Below are 26766 nucleotides of genomic sequence, written 5' to 3' on the forward strand. Positions count from 1 at the left end.
GGTCGGGGTCCGCGATCGCGGACCCCGACCGGGCCGCTGGTGTTAGCGTCCGGGTGATCATCCAGGGGGGATGCGCGATGACAGGTCCGGACGACGCGGTGAGCCGCACCGCGGCGGCGCTCGAGTGGTGGGACCGGGTGTCCCCCGAGCTCGACTGGGCCGCGGTCGAGAGCCGGGAGGGCTTCCGCTTCCCCCCCGACTACAAGGAGTTCATGGCCCGGTTCCCGTCCGGGTTGTTCCGGGACGTCGTCAGGCTCCACAACCCGGTCCAGGACCAGCGGTCCCTGGCGGGGTTCGAGGACGACCTCGACCGGATGCTGACCGTGGTGGAGGAGTTGCGGGAGTACGACGACTCCTACGCGCCGTTCCCGGAGCCACGCGGGGTGATCCCGTTCGCCGACGACGTCGCGGGCGGGGCGCTGTTCTGGCTGCCGTGGACCTCCGACCCCGACCACTGGCACGTCGTGCACCTGAGCAGGGGCAACCACTGGACGAGGACGAAGCGGTCGATGACGGCGGTGATGCTCGAACTCGCGACCAGCCGCAGCGAGCGCAACGTCCTCGGCTGGGACCTCGCCGCGAAGGACCCGGTGTTCGAGCCCTTCGACCAGGACCCGTGACGCGGACGCCGTACCGTGGAACGGGTGAGCACCGCACCGGCAACCGTCACCCTGAGCGACCACTTCGCCCGAACGCTCCCGGAGCTGGCCCTCGCGTGGCAGGCCGAGCACGCTCCCTCGCCGACCCTGCTCGTGCTCAACGAGCGGCTGGCCGCCGATCTGGGCCTGGACACCGACTGGCTGCGGAGCCCGGAAGGCCTGCGGCTGCTCGTCGGCGAGCACGTCCCCGACGGCGTCACCCCGGTGGCGCAGGCCTACGCCGGGCACCAGTTCGGCCACTACGCGCCACGGCTCGGCGACGGTCGCGCCCTGCTCCTCGGCGAAGTGGCCCACGCCGACGGCGGCACGCGCGACCTGCACCTCAAGGGCTCCGGGCGCACGCCGTTCGCCCGTGGCGGCGACGGCCTGGCCGTGGTGGGCCCGATGCTGCGCGAGCACGTCGTGAGCGAGGCCATGCACGCCCTCGGGATCCCGACGACCCGTTCGCTGGCCGTGGTGGCGACCGGGCGGGCGGTGCGCCGCGAGACCGTGCTGCCGGGCGCCGTGCTCGCCCGCGTGGCGAGCAGCCACCTGCGCGTCGGCAGCTTCCAGTACGCCCGCGCCACCGGGGACGTCGACCTGCTGCGCCGGCTGGCCGACCACGCGATCGCCCGCCACCACCCTGGGGCCGCGGAAGCAGGCAACCGCTACCTCGCCCTGTTCGAGGCGGTGGTCTCGGCGCAGGCGTCGCTGGTGGCGCGGTGGATGCTCGTCGGTTTCATCCACGGCGTCATGAACACCGACAACATGACGATCTCCGGCGAGACCATCGACTACGGGCCCTGCGCGTTCATGGACGCGTTCGACCCGGCCACCGTCTACAGCTCGATCGACCACGCCGGGCGGTACGCCTACGGCAACCAGCCGCGCGTGGCGGAGTGGAACCTGGCCCGGCTCGCCGAGGCGCTGCTGCCGCTGTTCGCCGAGGACGAGGAGCGGGCGGTCGCGTCGGCGGTCGAGGTGCTCGGCACGTTCCGCGGGCGGTACGACGACGCCTGGTCGGCCGGCATGGCGGCGAAGCTCGGCCTCGCCGACACCCCGCCCGCGCCTCTGGTGGACGACCTGCTCACCCTGCTGCGCGACAACCACGTCGACCACACCTCGTTCCACCGGCGCCTGGGCGCGGCGGCCGACGGCGACACCGGGCCCGCGCGCGAGCTGTTCCTCGACCTGGCCGGGATCGACGCCTGGCTGGCCCGCTGGCGCGCCCTCGGACCCGACGCCGCGGCCATGCGCCGGGTCAACCCGGTCTACGTCCCCCGCAACCACCTGGTGGAGGAGGCGCTCGCCGCCGCGACGGAGGGCGACCAGGTCCCGCTGGGTCGGCTGCTCGACGCGGTGACGTCCCCGTTCGACGAGCGCCCCGGCCTGGAGCGCTACGCCGAACCGGCGCCGGAGCACTTCGCCGCCGCCTACCAGACGTTCTGCGGCACCTGAGCGACCACGTCGCGGACGGCGGCGGCGATGCGCTCGCCGCCGCGAAGCTGCGGCTGGACAACCGGGTCCAGGCCGCGCTGCTCGCCGGCCGGCTGCGGCTGACGCCCGGCGATCAGCCGTCCAGGGGTCAGCGCTTGGGCACGAAGGCGTAGACGCTGGCGGGCGAGCCGGAACCGCGGCGGTTGACCGTGCCGCCGACCAGGACGTGCGCGCCCTGCTCGGGCAGCTCGGCCAGGTTCGCCAGGACCTCCAGGCTGATCCGGTGCTCGCGGTAGAGCAGCTTGGAGACCCGGTACTCGGCGTCGAGCGCGGACTCGGGGCTGAACGTGTCCGTGCCCAGCGCGCCGCGCCGGCCGAGCCGACCGGTGTCGACCAGCCACCGCACGGCCTCCAGCGAGAACCCCGGCTGGTGCATCCGCCCGTCGGCGTCGAAGTTGAAGAACGCCGGGGTGCCCCAGCGCTCCTCCCACCCGGTCCACAGCACGACCGCGGCCTCGTTCGGGATGCGGCCGTGCTGCTTCTCCCACCGCTGCAGGTCGGCGACGCTCACCTCGTGGTCGGCGTCGCGCGCGGCCCGCTCCCGCACGTCGATCTTGACCGCGGGGAGGAACAGGTCCTCCGCGTCGAGCTCGTCGGCGTGCGGCTGGTCGTCGTTGAAGTGCGACGGCGCGCCCCAGTGCGTGCCGGTGTGCTCGCCCTGCTGCACGTACTGGAGGTAGTACCCGTGCTCCGGCACGGTGGTCACGGTGGTGAGGGTGAACGCCGGGTCGCCGGGGTAGACGTTGGTCCGGTCCGGGTCGTTGACGTGCGCCAGGTTCACCAACCGGTAGTCGGCCAGGCCGAGCCTGCCCGAACGACCCGAAGCGCCCGCCGCACCACCGCCCGCGAACATGCCGCCCACCGCTGTCGCCACACCCGCGAGCATCGAGCGTCTCCGCACCGCCGACCACTCCTCCGCCTAGCCGTCACCCGATCCGGGCAACCGTACCGGCTGGGTGATCACCAGAGGATGACCTGGCGGACGGCTTCTCCGGAGGCCAAACGGGTGAACCCGGTGTTGATGTCGTCCAGTGCGAGGCGTCCCGACAGCAGTTCCTGCACGGGCAGCTGCCCGGCCCGGTAGAGGTCGACGAACCGGGGCACGTCGCGCCGCGGCACGCACGAGCCGAGGTAGCTGCCCTTCAGCGTCCGCTCCTCGGCGACCAGGCTCAGCGCGGGCAATGTGATCGTGCGGTCGGGGTGCGGCAGGCCGACGGTCACCGTGGTGCCGCCCGCGCCGGTCGCCAGGTACGCCTGCTCCAGCACGGCCGCGACACCGGTGGTGTCGATGACCTTGTCCGCGCCGCCGCCGGTCAACGAGCGCACCTCCTCCACCGCGTCGGGACCGCCGGCCACGTCGTGGGTCGCGCCGAGGCCGCGCGCCAGCTCGCGCTTGTGCGCCACCACGTCCACCGCGATGATCTGCGACGCGCCGGCCGCCCGTGCGGCGAGCAGCGCGGCGAGCCCGACGCCGCCGAGACCGAACACCGCGACCCGGTCCCCCGGCGTGACGGCCGCGCTGTAGAACGCCGCGCCCGCGCCGGTGAGCACCGCGCAGCCGAACAGGGCGGCGATCTCGAACGGCAGGTCGGCGGGCACGAGCGTGGCGGACTTCTCCGACACCACGGCGTAGTCGGCGAACCCGGACACGCCGAGGTGGTGGTGCGGGCGCGTGCCGTCGGGCAGCCGCAGCCGCCGTCCGCCGCCGAGCAGCGTGCCCGCGCGGTTGGCCGCCGCGCCCGGCTCGCACAGCGCCTGCCGCCCGGACACGCACCGGCGGCACGAACCGCAGGCCGGCACGAACGACAGCACCACGCGGTCGCCCACGGCGAAGTCGGACGCGCCGGGCCCGGTCTCGACCACCTCGCCCGCGGCCTCGTGGCCCAGCAGCATCGGCAGCGGCCGCACCCGGGAACCGTCGATCACCGACAGGTCCGAGTGGCACAGCCCGGTGGCGCCCACCTTGACCAGCAGCTCCCCCTGGCCCGGCGGGTCGAGGTCCAGGTCGAGCACCTCGAGCGGTCCGCCGACCCCGGTCAGCACCGCGCCCCTGGTCTTCACGCGACCACCAGCCCTTCCATCGCGGCGCGCAGGCCGTCCGGGATCGCCACCGGCTTGCGGGTCCCGCGATCGGTGAACACGTGCACGAAGTGCCCTTCGGCGACCACGTCGTCCCGTCCCTCCGGGTAGAAGCCGACCTCGTAGCGGACACTGGAGCGCCCGAGGTGCCCGATCCGCAGGCCCGCGTCCACGGCCTCCGGGAACGCGATGGACGCGCGGTAGTTGCAGTGGGACTCCACGCACAACCCGATCGCCTGCCCGCGGTGGATGTCCAACCCGCCCTCCGCGATCAGCCACGTGTTGATCACGGTGTCCATGAAGGCGTAGTGCACGACGTTGTTCACGTGCCCGTACACGTCGTTGTCGTGCCACCTGGTCGGTATCCGCTGCCAGTGCCGGTACTGCTCGCGCACCAATCCTCCTGAGTCAGTCGAGCATCCGGGTCAGCTCGACCCGGGACCGCACCTCGAGCCTGGCGAAGATGTTGCGCAGGTGGTGCTCGACGGTGCGGTGGCTCAGGAACAGCCGCGCGGCGACCTCGCGGTTGGTCGCGCCCTCGGCGACCAGGCGGGCGATCTGCGCCTGCTGCGGGGTCAGGCCCGCGGTCGGGTCGACGTCGGAGCGGCCCGCGGCCCGGTTGGCGGCGCGGTCGGCGGTCCGGTCGGCCTGGGTCGGGCCGACCGCCTCGCCCGCCGCGCGCAGCTCCGCGCGGGCCCGGGCGACCCAGCGGTCGGCGTCGTAGCCCTGGAAGATCTTCACCGCGTCGCGCAGCAGGTCCCGCGCGGCGCGCGGCTTGCGGTCGCGCCGCAGCCGGTGGCCGTAGAACAGCTCGGTCTTGGCCAGTTCCATGGCGGTGCCGCTGGCCCGGTGCAGCCGGATCGCCTCGCGGAAGTGGTCCTCGGCGCGCAGGCCGTCGGCGAGCAGACCGCGGCAGCGGTGCGACAGCGCGAGCCGGGCCGCGCTGCCCGTGGTGCCCGCCCACTTCTCGTACCGGCGCAGCGCGCGGTCCGCGGTGGCGGGCCGGCCGCAGCCGACGGCGGCCTCCACCACGTGCGGCGCGGCCATCACCTTGATGCCGGTGTGCACGCCCCCCGAGCCGGCGGCCATCAGCCGCAGCCGGTCCAGCGCGTCGGCCGGCCGGTCGAGCACGAGGTCCACGCAGGCGAACGCCCACGCGCCGAACGTGCCGGAGCGGCCGAGCCCGCGTTCGGCGATCTGCTCGGCGGCGGCGTCGATGCGGTGCATCGCGGTGTCGGTGTCACCGCGCAGGGCAGCGACCAGCGCGAGGATCGTGAGGTGGTCGACCACGGCGTTGTGCTGGCCGATGGCGGTGGCCGCGTGCACGCCCTCGAACGCGGCGGACAACGCCACCGAGTGCTGGTCCAGCAGCAACGCCGACAACGCGCGGTAGACCAGCGCCCACGGCACCAGCGCGGTCAGGCCGTGCTCGTGCGCCGCGGTGACCGCGCTGGTCGCCAGCTCGTGCGCCCTGGACGCGTCGCCGAGGGTGTAGGCCGCCTGGCCGCCCCAGATCTTGGCCTGCGGGTGCGGCACCCGTTCGGCGAGCTCGATCACCGAGCGCAGCACGGGCAGGGCCTCCTCGTGCCGGCCGGCGAACGTGGCGGCCATGCCCGCGAGGTGGTCCAGGGTGATCCGGGTCTCGTCGGGCTCGTCGGGCCGGCGCAGGCTCGCGGCGAACGCGGCGGTCTCGGCGTACCGGGCGTGGTCGCCCGCGATGCTGGCCGCCTCGCCCGCGAAGCCCAGCGCGGTGATGGCCAGCGTGCGGTGCGTGCCCACGAGCTCGCCCGCCGCGTGCAGCAGCCGGCGCACCGCGACGTCCGGCAGGCCGTTGCCCAGGTCGATGCCGCCGCGCAGCAGCTCGGTGCGCGCCCGCAGCTCGCCGCTGTCGGTCAGCCGTGCCGCGGTGCGCAGCGCGACGCGGGCCCGGCGGGGCGCGCCGGAGGCCCAGTGGTCGGTGGCGGCGGCGATCAGGTGGCGCGCCCTGGCGTCCGGGTCGGCGGCGAGCGCGGCGGCGCGGTCGTGGTCGCGGGCGGCGGCCGGGTAGTCGCCGCAGCGGCGGGCGCGGCTCGCGGAGGCTTCCAGGCGTTCGGCGAACGCGTCGCGCACGCCGGGCACGCGGGCGGCCTCGTGCCAGGTGCGGCGCGGTCCGGGCGGCAGGTTCTCGGCCAGCGCGGCGTGCGCGGCGTAGCGCAGGGCCAGCGGGATCGCGGTGCGCAGCGTGGAGCGGACCAGCGGGCCGCCGTCGAGCAGGGCGTCGGCCTCCTCGACCGCGGCCAGGTCGAGGTCGGGCATCCGGGCCAGCGCGTCGGCGTCGACCTCGTCGTCCACCACGGTCAACGCCACCGCGTGCTTGGCCTGCGGCGAGAGGGCGTGGAAGCGGGCGCTGAACCGGGCCCGCAGCGAGCTGTCCTCGGGCAGCTCGTCTGGCGCGGGCGCCGTGCCGCCGAGCTGCTCGGAGGTCAGCGCGCGGGCCAGTTCGGTGAGCGCGAGCGGGTTGCCCCTGGCCAGGTCGGCGACGTCGTCGGCGAGCCCCGGCGCGAGGCCGGGCCGCAGGTCGCGCAGCACGCGCAGGCTGTCGGCGTGGTCGAGCGGGTCCAGCCGGACCCACGGCAGCCCGAGCGGCTCGCCCTCCGTGGCGATCAGCACGGCGACCGGCTCGTCGGCGGCCTCGGCGGCCAGCTCCACGAGCCAGTCGGTGTCCTCCAGGAGGTGGGCGTCGTCCACGCAGAGCAGCACCTGGCGGTCGGTCGTGGCGGCGGACTCCCGAACGGCGGCCAGCATCGCCGTCTTGCCGGCGCCCGGGCCGCCACGCAGGACCAGCGCCCCGCCGTGACCGGCCCGGGCGCGGGCGAGCAACGCGTCGACGGCGACGCGCTGCCGGTCACGTCCGCGCAGCATGTGGCCAGTCTGGCGGGAGGGCGACGTCCGGCGGAAGAGTTGCGGCAGAAATTATCTACCAGTGTTAGTTTTCGCCCCGGGACCGGTGGTTGCACCGATGCGGAGCGCTCACGTAGTGGCGCAAGGTCATCGCTGTCCGTAGTTCCCTGCCAAGCGAGGTGTACACCGACGTGCAACTCCGCAAACTGATCCCCGCGCTGATCCCCGCGCTGGCCCTGTCGCTGGTCGGCGTGACGCCGGCGCACGCCGAGGAGGAGTACCGGCGCGGTCCCGCGCCGACCAACTCCAGCATCGAGGCGTCCCGCGGCCCGTTCGCCACCGCCTCCACCACGGTGTCCTCCTTGTCGGTCACCGGCTTCGGCGGTGGCACGATCTACTACCCGACCAGCACCGCCGAGGGCACCTTCGGCGCGATCGCCATCTCGCCCGGCTTCACCGGCACGCAGTCCAGCATCGACTGGCTGGGCCCGCGCATCGCGTCGCAGGGCTTCGTGGTGTTCACCATCGACACCAACACCATCTACGACCAGCCCGACAGCCGGGCGAGCCAGCTGCTGTCCGCGCTGGACTACCTGACCCAGCGCAGCACGGTGCGCACCCGGATCGACGCGTCCCGGCTGGGCCTGATGGGCCACTCGATGGGTGGTGGCGGCACCATGCGGGCCGCCGAGCAGCGCCCGTCCCTGCAGGCGGCGATCCCGCTGACCGGGTGGCACACCGACAAGACCTGGGGCAGCAACCGGGTGCCGACCCTCGTCGTCGGCGCCGAGAACGACTCGGTCGCGCCGGTGTCGTCGCACTCGATCCCGTTCTACACCTCGCTGCCGTCCACCCTGGACAAGGCGTACCTGGAGCTGAACGGCGCCAGCCACTTCGCGCCCAACACCTCGAACACGACGATCGCGAAGTACAGCATCGCGTGGCTCAAGCGGTTCATCGACAACGACACCCGCTACGAGCAGTTCCTGTGCCCGTCCCCGGCCAACAGCTCGCTGATCTCGGACTACCGGGACACCTGTCCGCACTCGGTCTGACCCACCGATCGCAGACCCGGGCGTGGCGTCGCGACCGATCGCGACGCCACGTCCGTTCCACGAATCGACCACGCGGTGTCGACATCACGTCGGCACCGCGTTTTCGCGTCCCACCGACGATTGAACTTTCCGCCCGCACATGCGCGGACTGACGACCGCACGTCGCATCGGCCATTGTCAACGACACGTTCCGGTGAACATTCTTACGACAAACGAAGGAGAGATTCCCTTTCGCCACGAATGTTCACCAATGCACGCCAAGATCACCCGTTAATTACTTGCGAGGTGGACAAGGTCCACGGTGAGTACGCGCAACAGGCCCGATTGACCCTCAGGGATGTCGTCACATCGGCCGCTTCCCGTAAGGCATTCAGGCTCACTACGGTCGATCCGGACCATCGAGAGAATCCGATTGGCGGTGTGAGCGGTGACTGTGACCGATCCGGACTTGGAGACCGAGCGACCTCGCTTGAGCCTCGGCACGGCGGCGGCGCGAAACCTCGCGACCACGACCAAGTCCGTTCCCCAAATGCAGGGCATCACCTCGCGGTGGCTGCTGAAAGTCCTGCCCTGGGTGGAGGCGAAGGGCGGTGCCTTCCGGGTCAACCGCAGGCTCAGCTACGAAATCGGCGACGGCCGGCTGACGTTCACGAACATCGGCGCGGACGTGCGGGTCATCCCGCAGGAGTTGACCGAGCTGGCGCTGCTGCGCGGCTACGAGGACGTCGAGGCGCTCGGCGCGCTGGCCGACCGGTTCACCCAGCGCGAGTACGAGCCCGGCGCGGTGATCGTGGAGGAGGGCCGGCCGCAGGACGCGGTGCACCTGATCGCGCACGGCAAGGTGAACAAGATCGGCCGGGGCGAGTACGGCGACCAGACCGTGCTCGGCTCGCTGGCCGACGGCGAGTACTTCGGCGGCGGCGTCCTGGCCGGGCCGCAGGGCGAGTGGGAGTTCACCATCAAGGCCGTCACGCCGGTGATCGTCCTGGTGCTGCCGTGGGAGGAGTTCGAGCAGCTCAACGGCGAGGCGGGCGGCCTGCGCGCGCACATCCAGCGGATGTCCACCACGGGCGGCAGGTCCAACGCCTACGGCGAGGCCGAGATCGACATCGCCTCGGGCCACGAGGGCGAGCCCGACCTGCCCGGCACGTTCGTCGACTACGAGGTCGCGCCGCGCGAGCTGGAGCTGAGCGTCGCGCAGACCGTGCTGCGGGTGCACAGCCGCGTCGCCGACCTCTACAACCAGCCGATGGACCAGGTCGAGCAGCAGTTGCGGTTGACCATCGAGGCGCTGCGCGAGCGCCAGGAGCACGAGATGGTCAACAACCGCGACTTCGGCCTGCTCAACAGCGCCGACCTCAAGCAGCGCATCCACACCCGCACCGGCCCGCCGACCCCCGACGACCTGGACGACCTGCTGGCCACGGTGTGGAAGGAGCCGACGGCGTTCCTGGCGCACCCGAAGGTGATCGCCGCGTTCGGCCGCGAGTGCAACAAGCGCGGCATCTACCCCTCGACGGTCGACCTCAACGGCCACCACGTGCCCGCGTGGCGCGGCGTGCCCGTGCTGCCGTGCAACAAGATCCCGATCACCAAGACCCGCACCAGCTCGGTGATGCTGCTGCGCGCCGGCGAGCACAACCAGGGCGTCATCGGCCTGCACCAGACGGGTCTGCCCGACGAGTACCAGCCCGGTCTGTCGGTGCGGTTCATGGGCATCAACGAGAAGGCGATCATCTCCTACCTCGTCAGCGCCTACTACTCCACCGCGATCCTCGTGCCGGACGCGATCGGTGTGCTGGAGCACGTGGAACTCGGCCGCGAAGACTGAACCAGTCCCCCCGACCAGATTGGGCAGCCCAAGTGACCGTGACAGACCCCGGCCTCGCACCGGAAGAGGCCGAGCAGCAGCGGCAGAGCCTGAGCACCGCGGGCGCGCGGAACCTGGCGAGCACCACCAAGTCCACCCCCCAGATGCAGGGCATCTCGCCGCGGTGGCTGCTGCGCAAGCTGCCCTGGGTGAGCACCCAGGCAGGCACGTACCGGGTCAACCGCCGCCTCACCTACGCGCTCGGCGACGGGCGGGTGAGCTTCACCAGCACCGGCGCCGACATCCGGGTGATCCCGCAGGAGCTGCGGGAGCTGCCCGTGCTGCGCGACTTCCCGGACGACGACGTGCTGGTCGCGTTGGCCGACCGGTTCCGGCAGCGGGAGTTCCAGCCGGGCGACGTGCTGGTCTCGTCGGGCGAGCGGGCCGACGAGGTCTACCTCGTCGCGCACGGCAAGGTGAACAAGATCGGGCAGGGCAAGTACGGCGACGCGACGGTGCTCGACACCCTGGCCGACGGCGACCACTTCGGCGACGAGGTGATGTACGGCGGCGAGGTGGTGTGGGACTTCACCATCAAGGCGGTCACCCCGGTGATCGTGCTGGCGCTGCCGTGGCGGTCGGTGCAGGAGCTGAACGGGCAGGCCGACGCCCTGCGCGCGCACATCGACGCGTTCGCCGCCAACGCCGGCAAGCCGCAGAACAAGCACGGCGAGGCGGCGATCGAGATCGCCTCCGGCCACGAGGGCGAGCCGGACCTGCCGGCGACGTACGTGGACTACGAGCTCTCGCCGCGCGAGTACGAGCTGGAAGTGGCGCAGACCGTGCTGCGGGTGCACAGCCGCGTCGCCGACCTCTACAACCACCCGATGAACCAGACCGAGCAGCAGTTGCGGTTGACCATCGAGGCCCTGCGCGAGCGCCAGGAGCACGAGATGCTCAACAACCGCCGGATCGGGCTGCTGCACAACGCGGACCTCAGGCAGCGCATCCACACCCGCACCGGCCCGCCCACCCCGGACGACCTCGACGAGCTGGTGTCCCGGCGGCGCAAGACGGCGTTCATGCTGGCCCACCCGCGGGCGATCGCCGCGTTCGGCCGGGAGGCGAGCAAGCGCGGCCTGTACCCCGGCACCGCCGACGTGGACGGCACGCGGGTGGTCACCTGGCGCGGCATCCCGCTGCTGCCGTCGGACAAGATCCCGATCACCCCGCAGGGCACGACCTCCATCCTCGCCATGCGGATCGGCGAGAAGGACAACGGCGTGATCGGGCTGCACCAGCCCGGCATCCCCGACGAGGTGCAGCCCAGCCTGAACGCGCGGTTCATGGGCATCAACGAGAAGGCGATCGTGTCCTACCTGGTCACCGCCTACTACTCGGTGGCCGTGCTGGTGCCCGACGCGCTCGGGGTGCTGGAGCACGTCGAGCTCGGCCGGTCCTGACCGCACCGTCGTGCACGGCAGCCGGGCCGCCACGCCCGGCTGCCCCACCTCCCCGCCCGCGCGTGCTCCGTGGCCGGGCGCATCCCCCGAACAGGAGCTGTGGCGATGACCGACCTGGACGTGAGCCGCGATCACCGGACCGCGCGCGAGGTGCTGGACTGGAGCCGTGCCGGGCTCGACCCCGCGATGCGCACGGCGGTGGACCGGTTGCCGGACTCGATGCGGGCGATCGCGGGGTACCACTTCGGCTGGTGGGACGAAAACGGCAGGCCGACGGGCGCGGACGCGGGCAAGGCGATCCGGCCGGCGCTCGTGCTGCTGGGCACGCAGGCGGTGGGCGGCGCGGCGCACGCGGCGCTGCCGGCCGCGGTGGCGGTGGAGTTGGCGCACAACTTCTCGCTGCTGCACGACGACGTGATGGACGGCGACAAGACCCGGCGGCACCGGCCGACGGCGTGGCACGTGTTCGGCGTGAACCCGGCGATCCTGGCCGGTGACGCGCTGCTGACGCTGGCGCTGGACGTGCTGGCGGGCAGCGGTCACCCGAAGGCGCAGCAGGCGATCCGGGTGCTGTCGGCCGCGGTGCAGCGGCTGCTGGACGGGCAGAGCGCCGACCTGGCCTTCGAGGAGCGCGACGACGTGCGCCTGGCCGAGTGCGTGCGGATGGCCGAGTGCAAGACCGGCGCGCTGCTCGGCGCGGCCTGCGCGCTGGGCGCGTTGTTCGGCGGCGGGCGGGCGGACCAGGTCGAGCACCTGCGGTCGTTCGGCGAGAAGGTGGGGCTGGCGTTCCAGTTCGTGGACGACCTGCTCGGCATCTGGGGCGACCCGGCGGTGACCGGCAAGCCGGTGTACTCGGACCTGCGCAACCGCAAGAAGTCGCTGCCGGTGGTGGCGGCGCTGACCTCGGACACGCCCGCCGCCCGCGAGCTGGACGCGCTGTACCACTCCGAGCAGCCGCTCGGCCAAGCCCAGCTGGCGCGCGCGGCGGAGCTGATCGAGATCTCGGGCGCGCGGGCGTGGAGCCAGGGCCGGGCGGACGACCTGCTGGCCCGGGCGCGGGAGCACCTGCGCGCCGCCGGGCCGTCCGAGCGGGCCGCGCGCGAGCTGGACGCGGTGGCCCGCCTGGCCACCCGACGCGACCACTGACACCCGCCTACCCAGGAGTGGCCATGGCTTTCCCCGTTGTGCTGCTGGCGTCGCCCCGGTCGTTCTGCGCCGGTGTGGAACGGGCGATCGACATCGTGGACCGGCTCCTGGACCAACGCGGCGGGCCGATCCACGTGCGCAAGCAGATCGTGCACAACACCCACGTGGTGACCGAGCTGGAGGCGCGTGGCGCGGTGTTCGTCGACGAGCTGGACGCGGTGCCCGACGGCGCGACCGTGGTGTTCTCCGCGCACGGGGTGTCGCCCGCGGTGCGCGAGGAGGCCGCGCGCCGCGGGTTGGACGTGATCGACGCGACGTGCCCGCTGGTGACCAAGGTGCACGCGGAGGCGAAGCGGTACGCCGCGCGCGGCGACACGGTGGTGCTGATCGGGCACGCCGGGCACGAGGAGGTCGAGGGCACGCTCGGCGAGGCGCCCTCGCGGACCGTGCTGGTGGAGACGGTCGCGGACGTGCGGGCGCTGGAGGTGGCCGACCCGACCAGAGTCTCCTACCTGACCCAGACGACGCTCTCGATGGACGAGACGGCCGAGGTGCTGGCCGCGCTGCGGGAGAGGTTCCCGGCGCTGCGCGGTCCTTCGTCGGCGGACATCTGCTACGCCAGCACCAACCGGCAGGACGCGGTGCGCGAGATCGCGCAGGAGGCCGACGTGGTGCTCGTGGTGGGTTCGCGGAACTCGTCGAACTCGGTGCGGCTGGTGGAGACCGCCCGCCGGATGGGCACGCCCGCGCACCTGATCGACGACGTCTCCGACATCCGGGAGGACTGGCTGGACGGCACGCGGGTGGTCGGGGTGAGCGCGGGCGCGTCCGCGCCGCCGCGGTTGGTGGACGAGGTCATCGAGGCGCTGGGCGCGTGGGACGTCCAGGTGCGCGAGACGGCGCGGGAGACGATCCGGTTCACCCTGCCCGCGGCGGTGCGCGGGGCCGGGCCCACCGCCTGACCGACCCCGACGGTGCAATCGACGGGCACGCCGGGTGCCCGGCCTGATCCGTTGGCGTGAGAACGTCCGGCGAGGCTGGAGGCGCGCGGAGGCTTCGTGGAAGGTTGTCCCATGCGATTCAGCTTCGTACTGCTGCCCGACTACCCGCTCGACGACACCATCGAGTCGATCAAGCTCGCCGACGCGTTGGGGTTCTACGCCTGCTACGCGGCGGACGAGACGTGGCACAAGGACCTCTGGCTGCTGTTCGCCGCCGCGGCGGACAAGACCGAGAACATCCGGTTCGGCCCGAGCCTGTCCCCGGTGACGCTGCGGGAGCCGTCGCTGATCGCCCAGGCCACCGCGACCCTCGACGAGCTCACCGGCGGTCGTGCCGAGTGCGTGCTCGGCTCGGGGAACTTCGGGCTGCTCGCCCAGTACGGCATCGACTGGGCGGGGACGAAGCCGTTGTCCCGGCTCAAGGAGGCGCACCACGTGCTGCGCACCCTGCTCGACGAGGGCTCGATCGACTACGCGGGCGAGTTCTTCCGCTACCGCGGTCTGTTCACCTTCGCCCGGCCCGTCCAGCGGCACGTCCCGGTCAAGCTCGGCGCGATGCGCGGGCCGAAGTCGTTCCAGGTGGCGGGCGAACTGGCCGACGGGGTGCACCACGCGCTGAGCTACACCAGGTCCGCGTACGAGTACATGGTCGAGAACGTGCGGATCGGGGCCGAGCGGGCCGGCCGCGACATGTCCACCTTGGACTTAGGGGCGTGGGTCGTGTTCGCCACGGGCCCGGACGGGCGGGCGGCGAAGGACGCCGCGAGGGCGATGGTCGGGCTGTACGCGTCGTCGATGTCGAAGGAGCAACTCGCCCGCAACGGGGTGGACCCCGCGTCCCTGACCGACGTCATCGCCGCGTGGGCGAAGGCCGGCTCGACCGGGCGTTCGAGCTGACCCCGCCCGAGCTGGCGGACAAGCTGTCGGTGGCCGGCACGCCGGAGGAGTGCGCGGACAAGCTCAGGTCCGAGATCGCGTCGACCGGCGTCAACCACCTGATCCTCGCCATCACCGACGCGGCGCTGGTGAAGTCCTTCACCGGCATGGACCTGCCCGGCGTGGCCACGATGCGCGAGCAGTTGCGACTGGTGCACGACCACGTGATGCCGGCGCTCGGGGACCGGCCCGCCGGGTGAGCGGGACGCCCGGCCGGCCACGAGCAGACCGACCGGGCGCGTCACCGCTCACTCGTAGGAGATCGCCCGCAGGACGTCCAGCCGGGCGGCGCGGATCGCGGGCAGGATCGCCGCGACCACCCCGACGCCGGCGGCGATCAGCAGGTAGCCGCCCAGCTGCGCCCACGGGATGCCCAGGTCGGTGATGCCCAGGTCGCCGAGCGCCCGGACCGCCGCGGCGCCCAGCGCGGTGCCGACCACCAGGCCGAGCAGCGCGCCGAACACCGAGATCACCACCGACTCGACGGTGATCATCCGCATCACCTGCGCCCGGCGCATGCCGATCGCCCGCAGCAGGCCGAGCTCGCGGGTCCGCTCGATGACCGACAGCGCCAACGTGTTGATCACCCCGAGCACCGCGATGAGGATGGCCAGGGCGAGCAGGACCTGGATCATCAGCAGCACGGTGTCGAGCTGCGAGGCCTGCTGCCGCACGTAGGAGCTGAGGTCCTGGACGGAGACCTCGGGGTTGTCGGCGAACACCGGCTCGATGCCCCGGCGCAGGGCGGCGACGTCCGTGCCGGGGTCGGCCTTCACGAACGCGGTGTTGACCTGCGCCAGCGCGAACTCGCCGACGACCGACTCCGGCAGGAACACGGACTCGGTGACCATCCTGTTCTTGGCCAGCACGAACGCGACCGTGTACGTGCGCTCCCCGCCCTTGGTCGTCTGCACGGTCGCCGTGCTGCCGGGCTTCAGGCCCAGCGCGGTGGCCGTGGTCTCGTCGAGGCCGATCTCGCCGTCCGCGAGGTCGGCGAGCGTGCCGCCGGCCGCGCTGAGCCCGAAGACGCGCTGCATCGCGGGCACGTCGGTCGTCACGGTGGCGAACTTCCGCTGCCCGTCGATCAGGACGCCGTCGTTGTACCAGCCGAACGCGGACTCGACGCCCGGCGTGGCGAGCACCCGGTCGAGCCGGTCCGCGGTGAACGCGCCGCTGCTCTCGCCGTTGACCGACTCGCCGGAGATGATCAGGTCGGCCTTGATCTGCGTGTCGGCGACCTTGGTCATGCTGGTGGTGGCCGAGGTGAGCACCACGCTCACGCCGGTGATCAGGGCGATGCCGACCATCAGCGCGGCGGCCGTGATGGCGGTGCGGCGCGGGTTGCGGGCGGAGTTGCGCCTGCCGAGCGTGCCGGGCATCGACCACGCCAGCAGCTTGCCGATCACCGACACCACGGGCCTGCTGACCAGCGGCGTCAGCAGCGCGACGCCGACGAACGCCACCAGCAGCCCGGCCATGATCAGCCACAGCGTCCCGTCGGCGAACCCGAGCCCGAGCATCGCGCCGCCGGCCAGCGAGAGCACGCCGCCCCCGACGGTGAGCCTGGTCAGCGGCCGGTCCGGGGTGGCGGCCTCGCGCAGGGCCGCGACCGGCGCGATGCGGGACGCGCGCACGGCGGGCAGCAGCGCCGCCAGCACGGTCACCACGATGCCGACCGCGAACGACGAGATGATCGCCGAGGACGGCACCGCGATGCCCGCGAGCTGCATGCTGCCGCCGCCGACCGCGCTGAACACCGCGGCCAGCAGGGCGCCGACGCCGATGCCCGCGCCGAGGCCGACCACCGAGGCGATCAGGCCGATGACCACGGCCTCGATCACGACGGAGGCGATCATCTGCCTGCGGCTCGCGCCCATCGCCCGCAGCAGCGCGAGTTCACGGGTGCGTTGCGCGACGATGATGGAGAAGGTGTTGAGGATGATGAAGATGCCGACGAACAGGGCGATGCCCGCGAAGCCGAGCAGCACGTAGTTGAAGAACGCCAGGCCCTCGCCGATGTCGTCGGCGGACTCCTTGGCCAGCTGTTCGCCGGTCTTGACCTGGTAGGTGTCGCCCAACGCGGCCTGCACGCGGTCCCGCAGCACCGCCTGCGACACGCCTTCGTCGGCGCGCACCGTGATCCCGCTGTACGCGCCGGGCGCGGCGAGCAGGAGCTGTTGGGCCGCGGGCTGGGTGAACGCGGTGGTGAGCTCGCCGCCGAGGGAGTCGCGGTTGCCGGGGTAGCCGAAGATCCCGGCGACGGTGAACGTCCGCTTCGGCTCCAGGGTCAGCACGGAGATCGGCTCGCCGACGGAGAACCCGCCGGTCTTGGCGAGGTAGGCGCTGATCGCCACCTCGTCGTCACGCCGGGGCGCGTGCCCCTCGCGCAGTTCCTCCTGACCCCCGTCACGCCACGCGATGCCGACCCGCGGCGCGCCGGAGGTGGTGAGCACCTTGCCGTTCTCGCCGATGGGCCGGGCCGACCCGGCCACGTCGCCGACCGCCGTGCGGACGCCGGCCACGGCCTCGACGGCCTTGACGTCGTCGGCGGTCAGGGTGCCGGCGCGGGCGGCCTCGGGGTCGTCCTGGTCGACCTTCGGCTTGACCGCGACCTCGACGTCCACCTCGGAGTAGACGGTGGCGAACAGGTCCTTGAACGACCGGTCCAGCGTGTCGGTCAGCACGAGCGACCCGGACACGAACATCACGCCCAGCACCACGGCCAGGCCCGACAGGACCAGCCGCAGCTTGCGCGCCAGCACGCTCTTGAGCGTCGCCTTCAGCATCACGCCACGACCAGCCGGTCGTCGCCGTCGAGGGCCTTCATGGTGTCGAGCACGGCCGCCGCCGTCGGGTCGTGCAGCTCGCGCACGATCCGGCCGTCGGCCAGGAAGATCACCCGGTCCGCGTACGAGGCGGCGTTCGCGTCGTGGGTGACCATGACGACGGTCTGGCCGAACTCGCGGGCGGAGCGGCGGAGGAAGCCGAGCACCTCCGCGCCGGAGCGCGAGTCGAGGTTGCCGGTGGGCTCGTCGGCGAACACGACCTCCGGCCGGGCCACCAGGGCACGGGCGCAGGCCACGCGCTGCTGCTGGCCGCCGGACAGCTGCGTCGGCCGGTGCGTGAGGCGGTCGCGCAGGCCGACGGTGTCGACCACGGTGTCGAACCAAGCCCGGTCGACCTGCCGGCCGCCGATGGCCAGGGGCAGCGTGATGTTCTCCTCGGCGGTGAGCGTCGGCAGCAGGTTGAACTGCTGGAAGATGAAGCCGACCTGGCGGCGGCGCAGGTCGGTCAGGCCCTTGTCGCGCAGGCCGTTGACCTTGGTGTCCCCGATCCAGACCTCACCGGAGTCGATCGCGTCCAGCCCGGCGAGGCAGTGCATGAGCGTCGACTTGCCCGACCCGGACGGTCCCATGATCGCGGTGAACCGACCGCGGTCGAACTCGACGCTCACCCCGGCCAGCGCCGTGACCGCGGCCTCCCCCGTGCCGTAGGACTTCCACACGTCCACCGCTTTCGCGGCGGCACCCCCGTTGCGCGTCACCGGACTCCACCCCTTCGCACCGGACGGCACTCGCCGTCCACTCGGGGTAAATGTGGCCGACGGGCGGTTCGCGGCGCGTCGGGAATGACCCCGGAATCGCGGTCGGGGTAATTCCCCTAGCCCCGTGCGGGAAACCCGAACATCAAACCTTGGTCAACAACCGTTGTGAGAGCGCTCCAGCCGTCACTACCTTCGGTTCCGGCCACAAGCCGCTCGGTGGTGAGCTCATCGCCAGGACACCCGAAAACCCCGACGTGTTCTGCGAGGTAAGCGTGATCGCGAATCCCACACCCATCGGGTAGACCCCCGGCGGACGCCTGGGACGAGCAGTCCCAGGCGATCCGAAGCCGAACGACCGGCGAACGGACGGTGAAGATGTCCGATCATCCGATGCCTGCGCACGGGCCGCGCACCGCGTCGGACACCCCCTGGAAGCGACCGGGCACGGACCGTCGCGGTGACACGTCGAACCTCCCACATACCGGGAAAACCGAGACAGGAGCGGTGATCGCTCGTAGGGTCTAGCGGCGTCGGCGACCCTGACCCCCGCTCGACCATGATCACTTCGACGGCTTTGAGGAGCTGGTGTGTCGACCCTCCGGGTGCGTCCCTACACCAGAACCGGCGGGCGGACGCGCTCCGCGACGACGCTGGCCATCGAGACCATCGTGACGACGAACGAAAGAGCGGCCAGAGACGCTCTCACGTCGACCGCGGAACACCGCATCATCAGCGACCTGTGCCGCAATCCGCATTCCGTCGCGGAAGTCGCGGCGACTTTGCGGTTGCCGCTCGGCGTGGTCCGGGTGTTGTTGGCCGACATGTCCGACATGGCCCTGATCAACGTGCACGAGGATCAGGCGATCGACGCCGCGGGCCGGCCTTCACTGGAGTTGATGGAACGCGTCCTCTCCGGGCTGCGCCGAATCTGAGCGTTCCCGCAGGACCTGCACGACGGCGGCCATGTCCTGCTTGCCGTGCCCCAGTTCCACCGTGCGACCCATGAGGGCCAGGCACTGGTCGATCAGCGGCGAGGAGACCCCGGCGGCGCGGGCGGCGGCGGTGATCAGCCGGGTGTTGGTGAAGACGTCCGCGGCGGCGGCCTGCGCGTCGAAGTCGTCGGCGAGCAGCTTGGCGGCCTTCGCCCGGGACACCTTGCTGGCCATCGGGCCCTTGTCCAGCACCTCGACCAGCGTGCCGAGGTCGAGCTCGTGCCGTTCGGCGAAGTGGAACGCCTCGACCAGGCCGGTGGTCATGGTGATCAGGAACAGGTTCACGGACAGCTTCATCAGCAGCGCGTTGGGCGTCGGCCCGCACGACACGGCCTCCGCGCACATCGGCGCGATCACGTCGCGGACCCGTGCCACCGCGTCCCGGTCGCCGGCGAGCATGGCGACGAGCTCGCCGGCCTCGGCCGGGCCGCGCGAGCCGGAGACGGGCCCTTCGACGTAGTCGCCGCCGGCCGCGCGGACGTCGGCGCCGAGGGCGTGCGAGTAACCCGGCGAGGTCGTGCCCATGTGCACGATCGTGCGGCCGGCGACGTGCCCGGCGAAGCGGTCCGTGCCGCGGTCGAGGACGGCGTCGATCGCGTCCTCGCCGGAGAGCATGAGGATCACGACCTCGGCGGCGGCGAAGACCTCGCCCGCCGTCGCCACGACCCGCGCGCCCGCCTCCCGCAGCGGTTGCGCCCGGTGCGGCGAGCGGTTCCACACCACGAGCGGCCGACCGGACCGGGCCAGGTTGAGCGCCATCGGCTGACCCATGATGCCGAGACCGACGAATCCGACCTCCACCAAGACCTCCCTCGCACGGCGGCACGGCGCCGCCTCCCTGGTGGGATTAAACGCCGTGCCGGTCGCGCCGGTCGCGAGGTGGTGCGCCGCGCGTGTCCCGGGGGTTCGACTCGGGTGTTCCGGACGTAGGACCCGCGCGTTCCGGAGGTAGGACGCGCACGCGGGTCAGGAGGAGGTCGGGAGGCGGACCAGGGTCGCGCCTTCCTTCGTGTCCCGCACGACGAACTCCGCGATGTCGTGCCAGCGCATGCCGACGGAGGCCTGCAACGTCACCGGGTCCTTGCCCGGCCCGGTCGTGGTCACCAGCCAGGAGCCGAGGACCATCGCCTCACCGGTGCGCGACTTCGCCACCAGCTCGCACCTGGTGGGCCCCTTCGCACCCTTCACCTCGACCTGCACCGACGTGCCCCACGGCTCGGGGCTGGCCGAGAGCCGGGCGAACACGCCGGTCGAGGGGTCGGTGCGGGTGATGGAGCCGGAGGCGTCCGGGGCGCCCTTCGCCACGTTGGACTGCTCCGGCACCGACGGCGTGGTGGGCGTGGCGACCGGGTCGGACGGTGCGGCGACGTACACCGACACGACCGCGGTCAGCACGACGAGCAGCGTCGCGGCGGCGGCGGCCAGCAGCGCGACGTTGCGGCGCTTGCGCGCCCTGGTTTCCGAGACCGAGTCGAGCATCGCGCGCACCGAACGGCCGTCGGGCCGCTCCCCCGCGTTGGCGCGCAGCATGCCGTTGGCGTCGGCCTCGTCGAGCAGATCGGGCAGTTCGGCGAAATCGCGCAGGTCGAGCGCACATCGACGGCATTGGGCGAGGTGGTTCTCGAACGCGTCGACCTCGTCCTCGTCGAGGACACCGAGGACGTACGCCGCCACGTCGACGTGGAACGGCTGCGAAGTCACCTGTTCAGCCCCGATCCTGCAAAGCACGCCGCAGGGCGCGAAGCGCGTAGTACACCCTGGACTTCACCGTGCCGGGCGGTACCCCGAGCACCGCCGCGGCTTCCCCGACCGTTCGATCTCGCAAGTACGTCTCGAGAATAGCCTCCCGGTGTTCCTCCGTCAGTCCGTTCATCGCTTCGGCTACGACTATGGCCGCCAGCGTGCGGTCCGCTTCGTCCCGCTGCGGGGCCTCGTCGGACGGCGTCAACTCCGACTCCTGCGGTCGGACGCTCCGCTTGCGACGGTCGTCGATGACCAGTCGCCGGGCGACGGTGAACAGCCAGGAGCGCAGCAGGACGGGGTCCCGCTCCAGCTTCTCGGCGTTGCGCCACGCCCGCACGAGCGTCTCCTGGACGATGTCCTCTGCCCACTGCCGGTCGCTGCCGGTCAACCTCATGGCATGCCCGAGCAGCGCGCTGCCGAACTCCTGGTAGAGCCTGCGGATCAGCTCGTCTTCCAGACTCACGTCCGGCCAACTGCGATCTCTCTGGGGGGAAGTGCTGCGTCTGTGCCGCGCCACGCCGAGCATCCAAGCGCGCCGAGGGCTTCCGCGTCGAGGGTTCGGCCGCAAAAAAAGTCGTCGATTTGTTCGTGAACCGTCATCGCATCGTGTCCGTACTCCACGGTATCCGCTTCAAAGGCTCGGACCCGGACACCGGTTCGCTAGCCCTTTCGGCGGACCCGCCGGCAGGAGAAAGGACCAACGATGCGAAGTCGACGTACCCGGAAAGCGTTGCTGCTGGTTCCGGCAGCCGCGGCGTTGATGCTGGTCAGCGCTTGCGGCGCGACCGGTGTCGACAACGTGGCGAGCCAGAACGCCGCGAACGGCGCCGGTTCCGGTTCGACGACTCTCCAACAGCAGCCGGAATTCGGCAAGGAGCCGCACCAGATGCTCTCGGCGACGGAGTCGAAGCAGGTGGGCTGGTTCGTCGCGGACGCGGGCGGCTTCGCGCTGTACCGCTACGACAAGGACACCGCGAAACCGTCGAAGTCCACTTGCGACGCCGAGTGCCTGAAGACGTGGCCCCCGGTGCTGGTCGGCGACCACACCATGACCTCCGGCGTCGACCCGACGCTGGTCGGGTCGGTGGCCCGCGCGGACGGCAGGAAGCAGGTCACGCTGGCCGGGTGGCCGCTGTACCGGTACGCGGGCGACAAGAAGGCGGGCGACCTGACCGGGCAGGGCAAGGGCGGCACGTGGTTCGCGGTGACGCCCGAGGGCAAGAAGGCGCAGGCCGACGACGGCGCGGCGCCCGGCCAACCGTCCACCGGCGACGGCTACTAGGACGAGAAACCCATGTCAGCCAAGCGTTTCGCGGCGGTCGCGGTGGCCCTGCACCTGCTGTTGGCGCCCGCGCTGCCCGGTGTCGCGCACGCCGACGACCCGCCGGGCGCGGGACCGGTGGAGCAGACGCCGCTGGGCCCGATCACCGCGCAGGACAAGGAACTCCTGGTCAAGGTACGGCTGGCGGGCCTGTGGGAGATGCCCATGGGCGAGGAGGCGCAGAGCCGCGCCGCCAGCACCCGGGTCAAGGAGGTCGGCGCCCAGCTGGCCGGCGACCACACGTTCCTCGACGAGCGGGTGGTGCGGCTGGCGTCCCAGATGGGCGTCGCGCTGCCGGACGAGGCCAACGCCGACCAGCAGTCGTGGATGGCGGAGATGCGCGCGCGCACCGGCGCGGCGTTCGACGACTCGTTCGCCAACCGGCTGCGCGCCGCGCACGGCTCGATCTTCCCGGCCATCGCCACCGTCCGGGCGACCACGCGCAACGAGGCGATCCGGCAGTTCGCCCAGGTGTGCAACCAGATCGTGCTCAAGCACATGACCCTGTTGGAGAGCACCAACATGGTCACCGACATGGGCCTGTCCAAACCCGTGGCCGCCGGCGCCGCGCCCGGGAACGCGGTGGCCGCCGACCCGGTGCGGGCCTCGGCGCAGCTGCCGGCGGGCGGCCCGAGTCCCCTCTCCGTGCTCCTCATGTGCCTGGTGGGCGCGGTCGTGACGATCGCAATCCTGCGCCTGCTGCGGCCCCGCAACACCGTCAAGTGAAAGGAGGTGGTGGCCGGACCGACACCACGACGCGTCTCCCACGCGGAGAACTTCCACACCCTCGAAACCCGCCCGGCAGGTCGTGACCACTCCTGCGCGGCCCGCCGGGCGGGTCGGCCCGAACGGCGGCCGGCCACGGGTCGGCCCCCTCCCACCGCCTGCGAGTTCTCTCCCGCCATCTCGGAGGTACAGACCAGTGCTCACCCAGGTTCCGCTGCTGATCGCCCAGGCGACCGGCGGCGACCACGACGCCGGAGTGCGCCACGTGGCGCAGATCTCGGCCCGCCTGGCCTACGCGACCATGTGCGCCACCCTGTGCTGGGGCGTGCTGATCGCGACGGGCTGGGCCAACAAGATCTCCGGCAGACAGGGGTTGCGCAACAGCCACATGGTGCTGGCGACGATGGCCCTCACGTTCGGGTCGCTGCACGCGTTCGCGTTCACCCTGTTGCAGCTCGGCGCTTTCCCGTACTTGAAGCTCCTGGTGCCGTTCTACGACGGCGGCCTGCTCCGGCACGCCCTCGGCATCCTCGGCCTGGAGATCATGCTGACCCTCGCGATCACCGCGGGCCTGCGCAAGAAGGTCTACTACCGCAAGTGGCTGCGGCTGCACCAGCTGGCGTACCCCGCGGTCGCCGTCACCGTGGTCCACTCCTGGTTCGGCGCGATCGCGAACGGCAACCTGGCCGTGCTGTGGTTGGCCGGCCTCACGATCCTGGTGCCGACGGCGACCATCGCCATCGCCCGCTTCCTGCCGCCGGACTGGCTGGTGAAGCTGGGCATGCTGGAGCCGGAGCCCGGTTTCGAGCCCGAGCCGGACGGCGCGGGCGGCAGCGCGCTGGACATCAGCGTCGACAACGAGCGCTGCCACCGCTACGGCATCTGCCAGGCCGAGGCGCCGGGGCTGTTCCAGCTGGTCGACGACGAGCGCCTGCGCTACGAGCGCAGGCCGCCACCCGAGCAGTTCGCGAAGGCGCGGGCCGCCGCGCGCGCCTGTCCGATGCGCGCGATCGAGCTGCGGGAGCGTGTGCGGTGAAGAACGAGGAACGCGTGGTCATCGCGGGCGGCGGGTTGGCCGGCCTGCGCGCGGGCGAACGGCTGCGCGAGCTCGGCTTCCGCGGCGAGATCGTCATCGTGAGCGCGGAGCGGCACCTGCCCTACCACCGGCCCGCACTGTCCAAGGAGGCCATCAACGGCGAGCTGGTCGCCTCCGACCTGCGGCTGACCATCAGCCGCGAGCTGAACGCGGTGTGGCGGCTGGGCACGGCGGCGACCCACCTGGAGCCGGACCGGCGCGTGGTGGGCCTGCCCGGCGGCGAGGAGCTGGGGTACGACGGGCTGGTCATCGCGACCGGCGTCGAGCCGCGCCACCTCGCGGGCGCGCCGCGCCAGGACCCGCGCATCCACGTGCTGCGGACCGTGGACGACGCGATCGCGATCAAGCAGGCGATCAACTCGACGCAGGGGCTGGTCGTGGTGATCGGCGGCGGCCTCATCGGCTGCGAGATGGCCGCGTCGGTGAAGTCGATGGGCCGGGACGTGGCCATCGTGAGCCGGTCGTCCACGTTGCTGGGCAGCGCGGTCGGCAAGAACATCGCCGACACGGTCACCGAGGCGCACCGGGTGCGTGGTGTCCGGATGGCGATGGGCGTGAAGATCCGGCACTGGGTGCGCCAGGCGGGCGGGGTGGCGATCCACCTCTCCGACGGGCAGGTGTTCTTCGCCGCGGTCGTGGTGATCGCGGTGGGCGCCTCGCCGTCGACCGCCTGGCTGCGCGGGTCGGGTCTGGTGCTGGAGGACGGCGTGCTGTGCGACCCCACGTGCCACGTGGTCGGCGGGTCCGACATCGTGGCCGCGGGTGATGTCGCGCGGTGGCCGAACCTCCGGTTCGGAGGGCAGCCGCGTCGGGTGGAGCACTGGCTCAACGCGGTGGAAATGGGGCGGGCGGCCGCGGAGAACCTGTTGGCGGGCAGGGACGATTCGCGGCCGTTCACCCCGGTCCCCCGGTTCTGGACCGAGCAGTACGGCATGCGCATCCAGGGGTCGGGCCTGCCGGCGATGGGCACGGACACGACGACGTTGGCGGGATCGCAGAAGGACCACCGGACCATCACCGGGTTCGTCAACGACGGGCGGCTGGTCGGGATGGTCGGGTTGGACGCGCCGACGGCGATGATCAAGCTGTCGACGGAGCTGTGGCGGCAGAACCGGGTGACCGCGAGCGCACCCCGGCGCCGCCCGCCGCAGCCCGTGCCGCAGCCCGTGCCGCAGCCCGCGCCAGAGCCCGTGCCGCAGCCGGACGCCGCGCCCCCGACCGTCGCGCGGAACGTGCCGCCGAACGTGCCACCGATGGCCTCACCGGTGCGGCACGAGGAGTCGGTGCGGTTCGAGGCGCCGCGCACCGAGTCGGTGCGGTTCGAGGCGCCGCGCACCGAGTCGGTGCGGTTCGAGGCGCCGCGCACCGAGTCGGTGCGGTTCGAGGCGCCGCGGGCCAAGCCGACGCGGTCGGAGCAGTCGATGCGGTTCGAGGCCGTGCGCTCCGAGGCGTTGCGCCTGGAGAACGCCCTGCTCCAGGAGGCGGTCCGGTCCGAGGCCGCGCGCTCGAACGCGGCACGCGCGGCGTCGGCGCGCGCCGAACCGGCGCGCTCGGAGTCGGTGCGCTCCGAGCCCGGCCCGGCCCGCACGCAGTTCTCGGACCCGGTCGAGCTGGCCAGGGTGCCGCGACAGCAGCAGGAGTCCCAGCCGCTGCCGCTACCGCCGTCGCACGCCCCGGTCGTGCGCTCGCGCGGGCAGAGCCGGTCGCTGGTCCGCACCGGGCCGAAGGCGAGACCCCGTTGATCGTTACCTCGACGCCGTGCCGCCGTGATCCCGACCGCCGAGCATGTGCTCGCGGTCGTGGACCGGCGGCGTCCGGCCGGCCTGCTTCGCCGCACCGAAGGCACCGCACGACCAGTTGTTCACAAACTGTTCGCGTGGTGTGAAATATTCAGACATCAAGGACAGATTGACGCAAGTTTACCTGTCCGACAGGCTCCAGAGCCGTCCCCCAACCCGGTCTGGAGGTCCCTGTGCTCCGACTAGTGTCCTACCTGGCGTCGTTAGCGCTCGTCGCCGTGGTTCTCGTGACGGGTGGCGGCACGGCGCAAGCCGACGGCTGCTACACGTGGTCCCGCACCCTCTCGCAGGGAGCGTCCGGCGCGGACGTGCGGCAGTTGCAGATCCGCCTGTCCGGCTACCCGGGCTACGGCTCGGTGCTCGCGCTCGACAGCAGTTTCGGCCCGGCCACCAAGTCGGCCCTCGTGCGCTTCCAGCAGGCGTACGGCCTCGCGGCCGACGGCGTCGCCGGCCCGGCGACCTACTCCAAGCTCTACGCCCTGCAAGACGACGACTGCACGCCGATCAACTTCTCCTACGCGGAGTTGAACACGTGCAACTCCACCTGGTCGGGCGGCGCCGTGTCCGCCGCGACGGCGAAGGCCAACGCGCTGGTGTCGATGTGGAAGTTGCAAGCGATGCGGCACGCGCTCGGTGACCAGGCGATCCGGGTCACCAGCGGGTTCCGCAGCGTCGCGTGCAACAACGCGGTCGGCGGCGCGTCCAACTCGCGGCACCTGTACGGCGACGCGGTGGACCTGGGCGCGGGTCCGCACTCGCTGTGCCGCCTGGCGCAGCAGGCCCGCAACCACGGGTTCAACGGCATCCTCGGCCCGGGCTACCCGGGTCACGGCGACCACACGCACGTCGACCACCGGAGCAGCCGCTTCTGGTCGGCCTCGTCCTGCGGCATCTGACCGATCCGCCAGGGCACCGCACGGCCGCCCGCCGGTCCGCCCCCCGACCGGCGGGCGCCGAGCTCCGGATCCCGCCGGCGCCAACCCCTTCACCCGGTGGGATCCGCTGAAGCACCGCGGGCCGCGGACGGGCCTCCACACCCC

The 26766-nt window shown here is 72.2% G+C and carries 24 protein-coding genes; 15 read left to right on the top strand and 9 right to left on the bottom strand.

Going from position 1 to position 26766, the window contains the following annotated elements:
• The first annotated feature begins 77 nt into the window (after positions 1-77).
• Both ABTZ99_RS40160 and ABTZ99_RS40165 read left to right on the top strand, forming a co-directional pair.
• Positions 78-620 (top strand): SMI1/KNR4 family protein, encoded by a 543-nt coding sequence (locus ABTZ99_RS40160; RefSeq protein ID WP_499618276.1) that lies wholly within the window; start codon positions 78-80, stop codon positions 618-620.
• A 24-nt stretch (positions 621-644) separates the two neighbouring features.
• Positions 645-2096 carry a protein adenylyltransferase SelO gene (locus ABTZ99_RS40165; RefSeq protein ID WP_499618277.1) on the top strand — a complete coding sequence of 484 codons (1452 nt, stop codon included), beginning with the start codon at positions 645-647 and terminating at the stop codon, positions 2094-2096.
• A 127-nt stretch (positions 2097-2223) separates the two neighbouring features.
• Here the strand turns inward: ABTZ99_RS40165 and ABTZ99_RS40170 are convergent, their stop codons facing one another.
• From ABTZ99_RS40170 to ABTZ99_RS40185, 4 genes are all read right to left on the bottom strand, one after another.
• Positions 2224-3009 (bottom strand): cyclase family protein, encoded by a 786-nt coding sequence (locus tag ABTZ99_RS40170; protein WP_498779554.1) that lies wholly within the window; start codon positions 3007-3009, stop codon positions 2224-2226.
• Between the two features lie 86 nt (positions 3010-3095).
• Positions 3096-4196, bottom strand: coding sequence for a zinc-binding dehydrogenase (locus tag ABTZ99_RS40175; RefSeq protein WP_498779556.1), 1101 nt, complete (start codon positions 4194-4196; stop codon positions 3096-3098).
• Positions 4193-4609, bottom strand: coding sequence for an acyl-CoA thioesterase (locus ABTZ99_RS40180; RefSeq protein WP_498779558.1), 417 nt, complete (start codon positions 4607-4609; stop codon positions 4193-4195). The genes ABTZ99_RS40175 and ABTZ99_RS40180 overlap by 4 nt, the downstream gene beginning before the upstream one ends.
• A 13-nt stretch (positions 4610-4622) precedes the next feature.
• Positions 4623-7115, bottom strand: a complete 2493-nt coding sequence (locus ABTZ99_RS40185) for a helix-turn-helix transcriptional regulator (RefSeq protein ID WP_498779559.1) — start codon at positions 7113-7115, stop codon at positions 4623-4625.
• Positions 7116-7285: 170 nt separating this feature from the next.
• Here ABTZ99_RS40185 and bdeA point away from each other — a divergent pair, with 170 nt between their 5' ends.
• From bdeA to ABTZ99_RS40220, 7 genes are all read left to right on the top strand, one after another.
• Complete coding sequence (gene bdeA / locus ABTZ99_RS40190; RefSeq protein ID WP_498779560.1) at positions 7286-8149, top strand: bis(hydroxyethyl) terephthalate hydrolase; 864 nt, start codon at positions 7286-7288, stop codon at positions 8147-8149.
• A gap of 427 nt (positions 8150-8576) precedes the next feature.
• The gene (locus tag ABTZ99_RS40195; RefSeq protein WP_498773444.1) at positions 8577-9980 is read left to right on the top strand and encodes a family 2B encapsulin nanocompartment shell protein; all 1404 of its coding nucleotides are present in this window, start codon (positions 8577-8579) and stop codon (positions 9978-9980) included.
• 32 nt (positions 9981-10012) lie between these two features.
• Positions 10013-11422, top strand: coding sequence for a family 2B encapsulin nanocompartment shell protein (locus tag ABTZ99_RS40200; protein ID WP_498773442.1), 1410 nt, complete (start codon positions 10013-10015; stop codon positions 11420-11422).
• Between the two features lie 105 nt (positions 11423-11527).
• A complete protein-coding gene (locus ABTZ99_RS40205; RefSeq protein ID WP_498773440.1) occupies positions 11528-12568 on the top strand; it encodes a family 2 encapsulin nanocompartment cargo protein polyprenyl transferase in 1041 nt (346 codons plus the stop codon).
• A gap of 23 nt (positions 12569-12591) precedes the next feature.
• Positions 12592-13530, top strand: coding sequence for a 4-hydroxy-3-methylbut-2-enyl diphosphate reductase (gene ispH / locus ABTZ99_RS40210; RefSeq protein WP_498773438.1), 939 nt, complete (start codon positions 12592-12594; stop codon positions 13528-13530).
• 111 nt (positions 13531-13641) lie between these two features.
• Positions 13642-14466 carry an LLM class flavin-dependent oxidoreductase gene (locus ABTZ99_RS40215; protein ID WP_499618281.1) on the top strand — a complete coding sequence of 275 codons (825 nt, stop codon included), beginning with the start codon at positions 13642-13644 and terminating at the stop codon, positions 14464-14466.
• Complete coding sequence (locus ABTZ99_RS40220) at positions 14430-14705, top strand: hypothetical protein (protein WP_499618282.1); 276 nt, start codon at positions 14430-14432, stop codon at positions 14703-14705. The genes ABTZ99_RS40215 and ABTZ99_RS40220 overlap by 37 nt, the downstream gene beginning before the upstream one ends.
• Positions 14706-14753: 48 nt before the next feature.
• Here ABTZ99_RS40220 and ABTZ99_RS40225 read toward each other — a convergent pair whose 3' ends face one another.
• Both ABTZ99_RS40225 and ABTZ99_RS40230 read right to left on the bottom strand, forming a co-directional pair.
• Positions 14754-17291 (bottom strand): ABC transporter permease, encoded by a 2538-nt coding sequence (locus tag ABTZ99_RS40225; RefSeq protein ID WP_499618284.1) that lies wholly within the window; start codon positions 17289-17291, stop codon positions 14754-14756.
• Entirely contained in the window at positions 17291-18049 is a 759-nt protein-coding gene (locus tag ABTZ99_RS40230; RefSeq protein ID WP_498773432.1) for an ABC transporter ATP-binding protein, read from the bottom strand. Before ABTZ99_RS40230 ends, ABTZ99_RS40225 begins: the two co-directional genes overlap by 1 nt.
• A gap of 587 nt (positions 18050-18636) precedes the next feature.
• Between ABTZ99_RS40230 and ABTZ99_RS40235 the strand changes: the two genes are divergently transcribed.
• On the top strand, positions 18637-18981 hold the full coding sequence (locus tag ABTZ99_RS40235; protein WP_498773430.1) for a DUF742 domain-containing protein: 345 nt from the start codon (positions 18637-18639) through the stop codon (positions 18979-18981).
• Here ABTZ99_RS40235 and ABTZ99_RS40240 read toward each other — a convergent pair.
• From ABTZ99_RS40240 to ABTZ99_RS40250, 3 genes are all read right to left on the bottom strand, one after another.
• The gene (locus tag ABTZ99_RS40240; protein ID WP_499618286.1) at positions 18934-19845 is read right to left on the bottom strand and encodes an NAD(P)-dependent oxidoreductase; all 912 of its coding nucleotides are present in this window, start codon (positions 19843-19845) and stop codon (positions 18934-18936) included. The genes ABTZ99_RS40235 and ABTZ99_RS40240 overlap by 48 nt on opposite strands.
• 162 nt (positions 19846-20007) lie before the next feature.
• Positions 20008-20742, bottom strand: a complete 735-nt coding sequence (locus ABTZ99_RS40245) for an anti-sigma factor family protein (protein ID WP_498773426.1) — start codon at positions 20740-20742, stop codon at positions 20008-20010.
• 4 nt (positions 20743-20746) lie between these two features.
• Entirely contained in the window at positions 20747-21310 is a 564-nt protein-coding gene (locus ABTZ99_RS40250; protein ID WP_498773424.1) for a sigma-70 family RNA polymerase sigma factor, read from the bottom strand.
• A 177-nt stretch (positions 21311-21487) separates the two neighbouring features.
• On the opposite strand from ABTZ99_RS40250, the gene ABTZ99_RS40255 reads away from it, so the two are divergent.
• The 5 genes from ABTZ99_RS40255 to ABTZ99_RS40275 all read left to right on the top strand — a co-directional run bounded on the left by ABTZ99_RS40255 (position 21488) and on the right by ABTZ99_RS40275 (position 26622).
• Positions 21488-22066 carry a hypothetical protein gene (locus ABTZ99_RS40255; protein WP_498773422.1) on the top strand — a complete coding sequence of 193 codons (579 nt, stop codon included), beginning with the start codon at positions 21488-21490 and terminating at the stop codon, positions 22064-22066.
• Positions 22067-22078: 12 nt separating this feature from the next.
• Positions 22079-22831 (top strand): DUF4142 domain-containing protein, encoded by a 753-nt coding sequence (locus ABTZ99_RS40260; RefSeq protein WP_499618288.1) that lies wholly within the window; start codon positions 22079-22081, stop codon positions 22829-22831.
• A 196-nt stretch (positions 22832-23027) separates the two neighbouring features.
• Entirely contained in the window at positions 23028-23867 is an 840-nt protein-coding gene (locus ABTZ99_RS40265; RefSeq protein ID WP_499618290.1) for a ferredoxin, read from the top strand.
• Positions 23864-25669 (top strand): NAD(P)/FAD-dependent oxidoreductase, encoded by a 1806-nt coding sequence (locus ABTZ99_RS40270; RefSeq protein ID WP_499618291.1) that lies wholly within the window; start codon positions 23864-23866, stop codon positions 25667-25669. Before ABTZ99_RS40265 ends, ABTZ99_RS40270 begins: the two co-directional genes overlap by 4 nt.
• Before the next feature lie 230 nt (positions 25670-25899).
• Positions 25900-26622 (top strand): D-Ala-D-Ala carboxypeptidase family metallohydrolase, encoded by a 723-nt coding sequence (locus ABTZ99_RS40275; protein ID WP_498773414.1) that lies wholly within the window; start codon positions 25900-25902, stop codon positions 26620-26622.
• The last annotated feature ends 144 nt before the right edge of the window (positions 26623-26766 follow it).

Source organism: Actinosynnema sp. NPDC002837 (assembly GCF_040295345.1).
Classification (GTDB): Bacteria; Actinomycetota; Actinomycetes; order Mycobacteriales; family Pseudonocardiaceae; genus Actinosynnema.